The sequence below is a fragment of the Pyxidicoccus xibeiensis genome, from assembly GCF_024198175.1.
GTDB classification, from domain to species: Bacteria; Myxococcota; Myxococcia; order Myxococcales; family Myxococcaceae; genus Myxococcus; species Myxococcus xibeiensis.
This window is the reverse complement of sequence record NZ_JAJVKV010000001.1, coordinates 1,421,802-1,433,977: the sequence shown is the minus strand read 5'-3', so window position 1 is coordinate 1,433,977 and position 12,176 is coordinate 1,421,802. Positions and strand designations below refer to the sequence as shown.

At 70.8% G+C, this 12,176-nt stretch carries 9 protein-coding genes; 1 reads left to right on the top strand and 8 read right to left on the bottom strand.

Annotated elements, in window-relative coordinates:
* Positions 1-89: 89 nt before the first annotated feature.
* From LXT23_RS05850 to LXT23_RS05835, 4 genes are all read right to left on the bottom strand, one after another.
* Positions 90-1,400, bottom strand: coding sequence for a sigma-54 interaction domain-containing protein (locus LXT23_RS05850; protein WP_253979068.1), 1,311 nt, complete (start codon positions 1,398-1,400; stop codon positions 90-92).
* A gap of 59 nt (positions 1,401-1,459) precedes the next feature.
* Positions 1,460-2,719 carry an NAD(P)/FAD-dependent oxidoreductase gene (locus tag LXT23_RS05845; protein WP_253979067.1) on the bottom strand — a complete coding sequence of 420 codons (1,260 nt, stop codon included), beginning with the start codon at positions 2,717-2,719 and terminating at the stop codon, positions 1,460-1,462.
* Positions 2,720-2,834: 115 nt separating this feature from the next.
* Positions 2,835-4,043 carry a sensor histidine kinase gene (locus LXT23_RS05840; RefSeq protein ID WP_253979066.1) on the bottom strand — a complete coding sequence of 403 codons (1,209 nt, stop codon included), beginning with the start codon at positions 4,041-4,043 and terminating at the stop codon, positions 2,835-2,837.
* Positions 4,033-4,701, bottom strand: coding sequence for a response regulator transcription factor (locus LXT23_RS05835; RefSeq protein ID WP_253979065.1), 669 nt, complete (start codon positions 4,699-4,701; stop codon positions 4,033-4,035). The genes LXT23_RS05840 and LXT23_RS05835 overlap by 11 nt, the downstream gene beginning before the upstream one ends.
* Positions 4,702-4,817: 116 nt before the next feature.
* Here LXT23_RS05835 and LXT23_RS05830 point away from each other — a divergent pair, with 116 nt between their 5' ends.
* The gene (locus LXT23_RS05830; protein WP_253979064.1) at positions 4,818-5,597 is read left to right on the top strand and encodes an alpha/beta hydrolase; all 780 of its coding nucleotides are present in this window, start codon (positions 4,818-4,820) and stop codon (positions 5,595-5,597) included.
* Positions 5,598-5,773: 176 nt separating this feature from the next.
* On the opposite strand, the gene LXT23_RS05825 is transcribed toward LXT23_RS05830, so the two are convergent.
* The 4 genes from LXT23_RS05825 to LXT23_RS05810 all read right to left on the bottom strand — a co-directional run bounded on the left by LXT23_RS05825 (position 5,774) and on the right by LXT23_RS05810 (position 12,161).
* Complete coding sequence (locus LXT23_RS05825) at positions 5,774-8,479, bottom strand: DUF748 domain-containing protein (RefSeq protein ID WP_253979063.1); 2,706 nt, start codon at positions 8,477-8,479, stop codon at positions 5,774-5,776.
* A gap of 357 nt (positions 8,480-8,836) precedes the next feature.
* On the bottom strand, positions 8,837-9,514 hold the full coding sequence (locus LXT23_RS05820) for a hypothetical protein (protein ID WP_253979062.1): 678 nt from the start codon (positions 9,512-9,514) through the stop codon (positions 8,837-8,839).
* A 36-nt stretch (positions 9,515-9,550) separates the two neighbouring features.
* Positions 9,551-10,318 carry a hypothetical protein gene (locus LXT23_RS05815; RefSeq protein WP_253979061.1) on the bottom strand — a complete coding sequence of 256 codons (768 nt, stop codon included), beginning with the start codon at positions 10,316-10,318 and terminating at the stop codon, positions 9,551-9,553.
* A gap of 244 nt (positions 10,319-10,562) precedes the next feature.
* Positions 10,563-12,161, bottom strand: coding sequence for a hypothetical protein (locus tag LXT23_RS05810; protein ID WP_253979060.1), 1,599 nt, complete (start codon positions 12,159-12,161; stop codon positions 10,563-10,565).
* Positions 12,162-12,176: the final 15 nt, after the last annotated feature.

The following is a 12,176-nucleotide window of genomic DNA, read 5'->3' as shown; positions in this document are numbered from 1 at the left end:
ACATGCTCGCTGTGTTGCGAGCCCGCGAACCCGCACGCCCGCGTGCCCGGCCCGGAATGGCGGCGCGGCTCCACCCCTCCCGCCCTGGCTCACCGAGCGCCGTTCGGGTCCAGCTCACGCAGCCGGCGCCACAGCGTCACGCGGCTGATGCCGAGCAGGCGCGCGGCCTCGGAGCGATTGCCTCCCGTCCGGGCGAGCGCCGCGCGCACCCGCTCCGGGTCCAGCGAGGCGTCCGGACCGCCAGGCACGTCCGGGCTGCCACCGCCGCGCTTCTGCTCGGAGAACTCGGGCGGCAGGTCCGCCTCTCGCACCACCGGGCCCTCGCCGATGACGTAGGCGTACTCCATGACGTTGCGCAGCTCGCGCACGTTGCCCGGCCACGGGTGGCCCTCCAGCAGGCGGCGGGCTCCGGGGGAGAAGCGCTCCACGCGGCGCGAGCCCCGCTGGTGCAGCTCGTCCAGGAAGCGCCTCGCCAGCGGGAGGATGTCTCCCGGCCGCTCGCGCAGCGTGGGCAGGAAGAGGGGCACCACGCGCAGGCGGTACATCAGGTCCGCGCGGAAGCGGCCGGCCTCCACCTCCCGGCGCAGGGCGCGGTGCGTGGCGGCGATGATGCGCACGTCCACTGGCACGGGCTCGCGGCCTCCCACGGGGATGACGGTGCGCGTCTCCAGCACGCGCAGCATCTTCGCCTGGAGGTCCAGCGGCATCTCCGCCACCTCGTCCAGGAAGAGCGAGCCCCGGTCCGCCAGCCGGAAGTGCCCCGGGCTGTCGCGCACCGCGCCGGTGAAGGCGCCACGCACGTGGCCGAACAGCTCGCTCTCCAGCAGGTTGGGCGGCAGCGCCGCGCAGTTGATGGCCCGGAAGGGGCCCTTGCTGCGAGGCGACAGCGTGTGCAGCGCGCGGGCGATGAGCTCCTTGCCGGTGCCGGACTCGCCGCGCACCAGGACGCTCGACTCGGTGCGGGCCACCTTCTCGACGATGCGGAAGATGCGCTTGAGCTCGGCATCCTGTGTCCACACGCCGTGGAACAGCTCGGCCTGTCCGGCCGCGTCGCGCGCGGAGTCCACGCTCACGAGGAGGGCATGGCCGAGCACGCGCCCTCCCTCCGTCAGCGCCACCGCGCGCACCCGCACCGCGTGCCCCCGCCCTCCCACGTGCAGCCGGGCGGGCGACTCGCGGTCCCCGGTCAGCAGGGCGTCGAGGCGCTCGGCGCCGCCGTGGGGCACGAGCACCTCCGCCAGGGGTGTGCCCGCGCGCAGGGTGCCGCCGAGCTTCGCCTCCAGCGCGGGGGTGAGGGTGGCCACCTGCCCCGCGCCGTCGACGAGGAGCACGGGGCCCGCGAGGGCATCCAGGGCGGGCAGCACGAGTCGGGACGGGGCGGCAGGGCGGGAGTGGGGCATCGGCGGGGCCGGGGCGGGACACCTGCATAGCCCGGCCTCGCGGTGCGTGGCACGGCCTCTCAGGCCCGGCCGCGCATCATCAGCGACCAGTAGAGGTGGGGCAGGCCGTACTTCTTCATCAGCCACATGTCGCGCCGCTCCTGGAGCGTGTCGATGAGCGGGAAGCTGGGCGCGGGCTTGCCGTCGTAGTCGAACTCGGCGAGCAGCAGCTTCCCGTACCCCGTGGTGAGCGGGCAGGACGCGTAGCCGTCGTAGCGGGCGGAGGGCGCCCGGCCGGCCATGACGGACAGGAGGTTGTCCACCAGCACCGGCGCCTGCTTTCGCACGGCGGCCCCGGTGCGGCTGGTGGGCAGGTCCGACGCGTCACCCAGGGCGAAGACGTTGGGGAAGTCCGGGTGCTGGAGCGTGTGCTTGTCCGCCTTCACCCAGCCGGCGCATGCGCCCTCACGCCAGGCGAGCGCACTGCGCTTGATGAAGTCCGGCGCGCTCTGCGGCGGGGTGACGTGGAGCAAATCGTACGGGACGGTGACGCGCTCCTGCTTTCCGTCGCGAGGAACCTGGAAGGTGGCCTCGCGCTTCCCTCCATCCACGGCGACGAGGTCATGCTCGAAGCGCGCGTCGATGCCGTAGCGCTTCACCACGCCCTCCAGCACGGCGGCGAAGGGCTTCACGCCGAAGAGGGCCTTCGCGCCCGAGCCGAAGATGACCTTCGAGCGCTCGGCGACGCCGGTGCGGCGGAAGTGGTCCGCGGCGAGGTACATGATTTTCTGCGGCGCACCGGCGCACTTCACCGGAGTCGCCGGGTGGGTGAAGAGGGCCGTGCCGCCCTGGAACCGCTGGAGCAGCTGCCACGTCTTCGGCGCGAGCCGCACGTCGTAGTTGCTGCTGACGTGCTCCGTCTCCAGTGCGTCGCGCAGTCCCGCCACCTCGTCCCAGTCGAGCTGGATGCCCGGTGCGACGACGAGGAAGTCGTAGCCGACGCGCAGGCCGCCTCGCGTGCGCACCTCGCTCCGCGCGGGGTCCACCTCCTCGGCGGCATCCTGGAGCCACCTCACGCCGCGCGGGATGAGGCGGGCTTCGTCGCGCACGGTGTCCTCGACGCGGGCCTCGCCGGCGCCGACCAGCGTCCACAGCGGCTGGTAGTAGTGGTGCCGCGAGGGCTCCAGCACGGCGACGTCCTTCTGCCCCGCACGCGCCAGCCGGGCGGCCACGGAGATTCCCGCCGTCCCTCCGCCGATGATGAGGACGCGGTAGCGCTCATGGCCGGGCCGGGCCGAAGTCACCGGGGCTTCCCGGCGGCACTCCTCGCTCGTGTGCATCAGGCGCTCCCTCGGGAAACGTGAGTCCGTGAGAAAGCCATAGCAGGGCGCGTGCCACACCCGTCCCCGGGTGCAGGCGCGGAGGCGCTGGTGGACTGTATGTTTCTCGCGTGTTTCAGCGCGTTTCAGGTTGTTTCACGGTCCAGCTCAGTCGCACGCGGGTGCCACGGGGCTCCAGTACTTCGATGGACAGCGCCCACGCGAAGCGCCGGGCCAGCCGCTCCACCAGCGACAGGCCGATGCCCAGGCTCTCGCTCCCGGGCTCGGCGCGACCGAAGCCGACGCCGGTGTCGGAGATGCTCCAGGCCGTGGGCTCGATGGAGATGACGATGCGCCCCGCGTCCGTATAGGCGAGCGCGTTCTTGAGGAGGTTGCCCAGCATCACCCGGGCGACGGAGGCGGGAATGGGGGCGTGCACCTCGCTGCCGGCCTCGATGGCGAGCTCGAGGTCGGCACTGCGGCGCAGGTGCCCGTACAGGGCGAGCAGCTCTCGCGAGACGCGGTGCAGCTCACAGCGCTCCTCGGTGCGGTGCTCCCGCGCCAGCCAGAGCAGGCCCTCCGTCAGCAGGACCATCTCGCTCACGGCCCGGCGCAGCCGGTCGAACGTCTCCGTGTCCCGTGGCGGGTCGAGCTCCAGGATTTCCACCGCGCCCCGCGCCACGGCCAGCGGCGTGCGCAGCTCGTGGCTGGCGTCGCGGTTGAATTGCCGCTCACGCTCCAGCAGCTCCTGGATGCGCGCGTTGCGGGCGTGCAGCGCGTCCTGCAGCGCGCGGACCTCCGCCACTCCGCCGTCACCCTCGGGGGCCGGTGCGCCCTCCACCCGTATCCACTCCACCAGCCGCTCCAGCGGCCGGCCGAGCCTGCGGGCCACGAGCTGCGCGAGCACCGTGGCGGCCAGCAGCGCCAGCAGGGCACTGGTGAGCAGCAGGCCGGCGGTCCGCTTCAGGTGGCTCGTGGTGCTCGTCAGGAGCGTCACGTCGAACACGACGTACCGCCGCTCTCCGCCGACGCCAGGGCGGACCGCGACGTGGAAGTGCCCGTGGCCCTCGGTGGACACCTCGCGTGCGCCCGGGCGCTCGTCCGGGGCGAGCCGCGCTCCCAGCCAGGGCGGCAGCGCCGAGTGCCCGTCATACACGGTGATTCCGGGGGCGTGTCCCGGCCCGGGCCGGTCTGCCTCCGCGGCGACCATCCGGTTGAAGATGACGTCCTCGAGGTCGTAGCTGAAGAGCGTGAAGAACCCGCCCATCAGCACCAGCGCGAACGCGGCGGACAGCCCCATGGAGCGCCGGACGATGGAGCGCACCGACCTGGTCCTAGCGCGCATCCAGGCTGTACCCCTCGTTGCGCCGGGTGGTGATGGCTTCTTCGAGTCCCAGCCCGGCGAGCGCCTTGCGCAGGGCATAGACGTGCGTGCGCAGCGCGCTGGACTCGGGCGCATCGTCACCCCAGAGCCGCTGCGCAAGCGTCGCCGCGGAGACGGCCTCGGGGGCGGCCTCCATCAGCAGTCGCAGGATGAAGGCCTCGGTGCGGTTGAGGCGGACGCTGCGCCCGCCCCAGTGCGTCTGCCCGCTCTCCGGCTCCAGGGTGAGCCCGCCCAGCGTCAGCTTCCTTCCGCTCGGAGGCACCGGCCGGCGTGCCAGGGCCTCCAGGCGCCAGCGCAGCTCGCGCAGGGAGAAGGGCTTGACGAGGTAGTCGTCCGCGCCCGCCCCGAAGCCCTCCTGCTTGTCCTCGAGCGTGTCCCTGGCGGTCAGCATCAGGATGGGAACCAGCCGGGGCGCGAGCTGCCGGTAGCGCTCACAGACCTGGAGGCCGCTCATGCCGGGCAGCATCACGTCCAGCACGATGACGTCGTACGGATGGGCCAGCGCGAGCGCGAGGCCCTCGGGGCCGGTGCTCGCGAAGTCGAGCTGGAAGTCCGGCTCCAGGAACCGGGCGATGTTGGCCTGGAGGTCACGGTGGTCCTCGACGACGAGCACGCGCATGGGAGTGGCTCGGATGCTACCCGCAGTCACGTCAAACGAAGGTCAACCCGGGGGTGACGCCCGGCTGACTGTCGCTCCAGCAGGCTCCAGGGCTCTCTCAGTGAAGGAGGAGTCCCATGATGAACCGCTCGCTGTTGCTGGGCCTGATGCTCCTGGCCACCTCCGTGGCCCAGGCCGCGAACCCCGGCGTTCCCCTGGAGGTCCAGGCCGAGGATGGAACGCCCATTCCCGTGCTGGTGCTGGAGCCGGAAGGCGGCGCGGCGAACCCGCCCGTGGCCCTCCTGCTGCACGGCCTCACGCGCAACAAGGAGGACTGGCTGGCCGACAAGGAGCCCACCTTCGGAGGCGCCCTGACCGAGCACCTGCGCACCGCCGGCTACCGCATCTACCTCATGGACGCGAGGCGGCACGGCGCGCGGCTGACTCCCGACGAGAAGCCCGGCGCCATCCTGAAGCGCTCGCGTGCCGGGGACTCCGCTCCCTATCAGGCGATGATTGTCGACACCGTGCGCGATGCCCGGACGCTCCTCGCGAAGGTGCTCGCCACGAACAAGAAGCCGCCGAGGGTGCTCGTCGCCGGCTACAGCATGGGCGCCCAGGTCGCCCTCCTGATGGCCTCGCGCGAGCCCCGCGTCACGCATCTGGTGACGATGGTGCCACCGTACGTCGACCCCGTGCTGGGTGACGCCGCCCCTGTGACGCGGATGAGTGGGATTCAGCAGCGCTGGCTGCTGCTGACCGCGAACCAGGACCCGTTCTCCACCGAGGAGAACAACAAGCAGCTGTTCGAGGCCGCGCCCTCCAAGCACAAGACGCGAAAGACCTTCGACAGCGGTCACGCCCTGCCGCGCGACTACCTGGAAGAGGTCCGCCGCTGGCTGGGCGAGGCTCGGTAGCCCGGTAGGCACCGGGGACTGCGGCCGCCCGGGAGCGGACGCGAAGGTCCCTGTTCGGAAATGTCGGGGGTTTTGCGCCGCCAAATGTCCCGACATTTCCGAACAGCAAGCTCCCGGCACGCGCCGGAGCGGCCCCGTCCTTCGGGCACGCTCCGGCTCCGGTGGAAGCCCGCGCGCTACCTTCCGAAGATGCCGCGCAGCTTCTTCTTGGCCTCTTCCTCGGCGCGCCGCTTCGCCTCGGCCTCCAGGCGCGCCTTCTCCTCGGCGGCCTTGGCCTCCAGCTCCTTGCGCTTGGCCTCGGCCTCGGCGCGGGCCTTCTCCTCACCGCCCTCGATGACGGCCTGCACCTGCTTGCCGCGCTCGCCGCCAACCAGGTTGCCCACCAGCGCTGAGCCCGCCAGCTTGGCAATCGTCGTCGCGGCCGGCTTGACGTCGATGCCCGTCACCTCGGGCTTCCACGCCTTGCCGGTCAGCTTCATGCCCACGGGAATGGGCTCCGGCGGCGTCACCTTGCCGAGCGTCAGCGTCTTGATGGTGGCCGGCGTCAGCGTCACCCCGCCCGTCAAGTCCAGCGTGCCATCCAGCCGGATGCCACCGCTGAAGCTCATCGCCGCCTCGGGCCGCGTCCAGGACAGGGGGCGCTCGAGCTGCGCCACGCCGTTCTTGATTTCCACGCCGAAGGGCAGGTTCTCACCCAGCGACGTCACCTTGTCGCTCTTGAGGCTCTTGGCCGCGAAGGGCAGCGCCTTGGCGAGCGGCTCGGACACCGAGGCAACCAGGTCCGTGCTCAGCAGCGTGCCGCCCAGGATGTTGCCGTTGATGGCGCCCAGCAACGTCTGCTGGAGCTGGTCCGGCGTGTAGCCGACGCCCTTCACGTCCACGTTCCCATTGAACTTGCCCGTCATCACCTTCTGCGGCGTGGCCATGGCAATGGCCTGGGCCATCTCCACGTTCTCCACCTTCACCTTCGCCTCGAAGGGGCGCTTCTCCGGCAGCGGGCCCAGGCGCACCGTCGTCCCGTCCGCCGACACCCGGCCGCCGTAGATGCCGCTGGAGAACTTCTCCACCGTGATGAGGTCGTCCGTCATCTTCACCACGCCGGTGACGTTGCTCAGGTCCATCTTCGTGTAGCGCAGGGCGGCAATCGCGAAGCGGATGTCGCCGCGGTAGCCGTTGAAGCGCGTCGGGTCATCCGGCGGCGGAGGCACCGGGGCGCCACCCGTGCGGGCCGTGACCTCCTCCTCGCTCATCAGCAGCGCGTCCGCGTCCAGCTTCTGGCTCTTGAGGTCCATGGCGAACGTCGTCGTCTGCTTCTTGCCCGCTCCCGCCAGCGCGAAGGAGGCGCTGCCCGTCACCGTGTCCTCGAGCAGGTTCGCGGTGAGCTTGGGAATCTCCACCTTCATGCCGGAGCCGCTCTTGCTGGGCGCATACGTGCCCGCGGCGTTCACCTGCATCCGCTGGCCGGGGCCCTTGGCCACCAGCAGGCCGGGCCGCAGGTCCACGCCGTCCAGGTTGGCGTCGGCGGTGAAGCGCAGCGCGCCGCCGCTGGCCGCCGCGCCGGTGATGCGCGAGGAGAGCTTCATGGGCGCGCCCGCGTCCTTGGCGAGCTGGTCCGGCACGCGCAGCCGCACCGGCGTCAGGTCCACGTCCACGTCGATGGCCTGCGCGTCGGCCGAGCCGCTGCCGCGAATCGCCAGTCCGATGGGGCCGGCAATCATGCCCTTGAGCTGCTTGCGCAGCGGCGGGTAGTACTCGGCGATGGCGGCCGGGTCGAGGTTGCGGCCCACCAGCTCGAAGCCCTCCACGGACGGCTTCTCCGTGAGCAGGCCCTTCACCTTGCCCTGGCCGGTGAGGCTCGCCGGGCCCACGTCCAGCTTCAGCTTGTCGAGCGCCAGGTCCCCGACGGCCACGTCGCCCGTGACGTCGGTGTCCAGCACCACGTCGAGCGCCTTGCCACCCTCCGCGCCCGCGAAGCGCAGGCCGAGGGCCTTGATGACACCCGCCACGCGCGTGGGGCCGGTGCCGCCGGGCACCGCGCCGCCGAGGTCCGCCTGCCAGTCCGCGTCCACCGTGCCGGCCTGCAGTCCGACGTCAGGGGGGAGGAAAGGGCCCAGGGGGGCGAGGTCGATGCGCTCGGCCTTGAGCGTCACGCGCTCCGGCGTGGGCACCAGCGTGGCGGGCAGCGGCGCGGCGTTCAGCGCAATCTTGAGGTTCTGCTTGTCGGCGAGCACCGCGGCGGCGAGGTCTACGACGAGGGGCTTGCCCACGCGCAGGTCCTTCACCTCGATGTCCAGGTCCTTCACCGCCAGCTCACGGGCCTGCTGTCCGCCCGAGCGGTCCACGAAGCGGATGGTGCCGTCGGTGAGGGCGGCGCGCTCCACGTGGACGCCGGAGAGGTCGGTGGGCTGCTGCTGCTCCTCGGGCTGCTCCTCCTCCTTGGGCTGTTGCTCCTCCAGGCGCTTCATGAGGCGCTGCACGTTGGTGGTGCCGTCGGGGAAGCGGACCACGTTGACGGTGAGGCCGGAGACCTCGGCGTTCTTCACCTGGATGTCCTTGCCGCGCGAGGACAGCAGCGGGCCGGCGGCGACGCGCACGTCGATGGAGGCGAGCTGCGCGAGGGGCAGCTCCTCGCCCTCGGCGGGGCCGACGGTGACGTTCTCCACTTCCGCGCCGATGGTGGGGAAGAGCTTGGTGGAGATGTCGCCAATCTCGATGGGCCGGCCGAGCTTCTGCGAGTACGTGGCAGCCTGGTCCCTGGCCGTCTTCAGCAGGATGGCGTCGAGACGCCAGAGGACGACGGCCACGATGATGACGAGGAGGGCGAAGATTCCTCCCAGCACATAGGGCCAGCGGCGCTTCTTCTTCACGACGGTGTCGGACATCGCCTGGTACCTCCTCCAGCGAGCAGGCCACGCATTGGCTCGGTGCGGGCCCGGGGAGCGAGCAGACGCTTAGCTCAGCCCCGGGGTTCTCGCACGTCCCAGACGCAGGGTCCTGTCACGGGACAGCAGAGTCATTCTCACGGGGTGGGACGGCGCCGGCCCGGCGAAATGCACGGCGGCGTACATTTCGGAGGACGCACGGCTGCCCCGGAAGCGGGAAAAACGGGGGCGCCAGCCGGCCCTCATGGCGCCCCCTGCCACCCGACGGTCCGGATTTGTACACGGTGGGGCGGGAAGGGAAGGGGGGCGGTGGCTCTCCTGGCTGGTGTCCGTGGCCTGAGAGCACTGACAGGGCTTTCAGGGGGCAGCTCCGGCATCAACCTCTTGCGGAGGTCCGCTTGGGGCGTTTCCTGGAGCCGTCATTCCGGTCCGGCTTCCGCCATCTGTCGACCCGCTGAGCGGCTCCCCCGGGGGGGGCCATGCGTCCGGGATGACCTTGAGGACTCCGCTGTCCGGTGCGTCCAGGGATGTCAGGTCGGGAATGACGCCGGGCTCGGCGATGACAGTCACGCCTCCACCATCCGGTGTCTTCAGGCGCCAGACGCCGTCATCCTCGTCAATGCCATCCACCACACGCCGGAGGATGCGGCCATCTCCGCTGATGGCGTACTTCGCACCCGAGTCCATGGCCGGGAACCTGTGACCGCAGTACTCGAGGTCTTCGTCGATGTAGACGAAGATGATGCCTTCCTGTCGGATGACGCGGAACGTGTGTGCCTCCCGCAGGTTCCTGCACTCGGATGCGGAAGCCCCTGGGGGAAAGAGGTCATTGGCCGCAATCGTCAGGGCTCGCAGGAGCTCGCCATCCAGCTCGTAGGCCTGCCCGGGAGCGGCCACCTTGACGGCGTCGCGTGCGGCGGTCAGCGGGAAGGTGACGGACTTGTCGTTCACCACCGGAGACGCGAGCGGCTCCGGACGTCGCGCGCAACCGGAGAGGAGCAGGAAGAGCGTCAGCGCGGACGTTCTCAGCACCATGACGTGACCTCGGGACGGATTGCTGGGGCAGCGCGTCTAGGGGCTCTCAATCCGGTAGGTCCTCTCGTTGACCCAGGTGACGACGCCATGCATATCCCGGCGCCACTGCTCCTGCGACCTCGTCCACAGCATCATTTCGCGGGTGGCGGGAATGTACTGATAGAAGCCGTCACAGGTGGGGGCCTGCGGGTCCCTCGACTTCGAGAAGAACGCGATGATGGAGAGCCGGACGTTGCCGTTCCTCGTCATGACCTCCCACTCGTGAACGTTGGCCATCGCCTCGATGAAACGAAGGTCGGTCGCGGAGAGGCGTGTGCCGAATGGATGGTTGTGGAGAGCGAAGATGTGCTTGAGGCTGCCGGGGGGATACCGCGAGTCGTCCACGAACGCTGGGAGGACGCAGCTTCTCAAGCCGGTCACGAGGTCGTCGGGTCTCGACCGGTCCGCCAGCATGCTCATCTCGTACGTGTGCTCAGGCGTGTAATACAGCCAGGCGCAGTACTCCGTCGCGGTGCGCCGAGCGAGTTGGGGAGATGAGTCCTGAAGGTGGCTCACCGTTGCGTGAGGCTTGGAGAGGATGAGCGGGCAGGCGGCCTTCAGCGCGTCCGCGTAGGCGGTGTACGGCCCAAAGTTCTTCAGCGGCCCCGGGATGTGGTCGGGCGCCTCTCCAGGCCCTGGCCGCCAGACGCCTTCGACAGGCCTGGGAGATGAGCACCCGAGCGAGAGGAGCAGCGATGCCACTGGCAGCCAGGTGCGTCTCCGAACATCCATCGTGCCTTCGCTCCGGGCGTCACCGTCGTCCACCGTGTCACCGGGTGCTTCCGGGGCCGAGTGCGGGTAGCGCCCGCTGAAGCGAGCAGCAACGCCGGCAGCAAGGCGTGCGAGATGCGCATGCACTCGTCGAGGCAGTGTCGAGTCCGGACTTGTGCCTGTCAACGGAAGGTGAAGCGGCATCGACTCGATGTCGTTGCGCGTGGATGTGCCCTGCCCTCTCCCATGTGGTGCCCTTCGCGGACCTGGATGCCGGGAGCGCGGTGTCGGCCCCCCGCTACGGAGTCCCCGGCGCGGGCGCCGGAGCGGGTGCCTTCACCGCGGGCTCCCACCGCACCGGGCCGAGCGGCGCCATGCCTCCGCGAGCCCCGGGGATACCGCGCTCCGGGAACTGCCGCGCGTGCAGGACGCGGCCCCGGGAGTCGATGGCCAGCGGCTCACCCTCGACGGCGCCCAGCACACGGCCCCTGCGAAGGTCCACCAGCCAGCCCAGGTAGAGGACCTTGTCGCCAGCCCGCTCCTGGATGTAGTCGCCCGGCTCGCCCACCGAGACCTTCTCACCCGTCTCCGCGTTCCACAGCCATATCCGGCGCTGCCATCTGTCCTCGCCCTCGGGCCGGTACGACTCCTTCAGCAGGGCACGAGGGCCGTGGGCGGCCACCAGCTCCACCTCCGCGGAGGCCACGGGCAGCGGCTGCACGGTGCGCCGCGCCAGGTCGATGGCGACGGGCACATCCTTGGGTTGGTTGCTGGAGAAGGCCTTCACCGCCACCAGCCTCACGTTGCGTCCCCAGGGCCTCGAGCGCTCCCTCTCGGCGGGCACCCGCCAGCCGAGTGACTGATGGACTCCGGCACCGTGCAGCTCCAGGGGCCAGCTGGGCTCCAGCACCGCGCACGCCACCAGGAGCTGCTGGCGCTGCGCGTCCGCGTAGAGCACCTCTCCGTTGCAGTCCGCGGGAACCCACGACTCCCGCCGACCGTCCGCGTGCTCGAAGAGGATGGCCCTGTCCGGAGCGCGGCGCAGCAGGCCCCCGCCGAAAGGCTGGAGGATGTCATCGCCCTCGCGGAGCAGACCTCCTTCGACCCGGCGGAAGCGGCGCACGGGCATGTCGCCCTGCCAGCCGTAGTGTGAGCTGGAGCTGACAGGGCCCCGGCACAGCGCGGAGGCGAGCGTCGTGCGCTCCTGGGGCCAGGTCAGCTTCCCGTCCCCATCCGTGTCCTTCGCCACCACGTCGAACACCGCCCACTGTCCCGAGGAATCCAGCAGCGCCTGGCCGAGGAGCCCTCCTCCCGCGTCGAGCACGCGCTCGGTGCCCGCCGCCAGCTCGCGCACGACGGCTACGCGCTTCGCGCCCTCCGGACGGAGGAAGAGCAGCCGCGTGCCGTCTCCGGAGAAGGCCGCGCGCGCGGGAGGCTGGGGACTCTCCGTGTCGAGGGGGACGCCCGAGGCCAGCACCTGCTCCTCACGGGTGTTCGTGTCGAAGAGGCGGAGCGTGCCGTCTCGCACCAGGGCGAGGTAGCGCCCCGTCGGGTCCTCTGCGAGGACTTCATCGATGGGGATGCCCGGTCCAGGCTCCAGGAAGAGGTACGGGCGCAGCGCGTCGCCGATGAGGCTGCCGTGGTGGCCGAAGCCGACATCGATGCTCCCATCACCCGTGGTGTCCTCTCGCGCCTGGCACCCGATGAGCCAGCGCCCGTCTTCCGCCGCGCCCTGGAGCACGAATGGATGCTCGGTGCCGTAGTCGCCCGAGGGGGAGGCATCCAGCACGGGGGCTTCGGCGTCCTGCTCGGCCTCGGGCGGCTCCGGGAGCGTCACGGGGCCACGCGAGGCACACGCTGACAGCAGCACGGTGAACAGCAGTGAGCGGAGGTTCATAGCCCCCGAATTTCG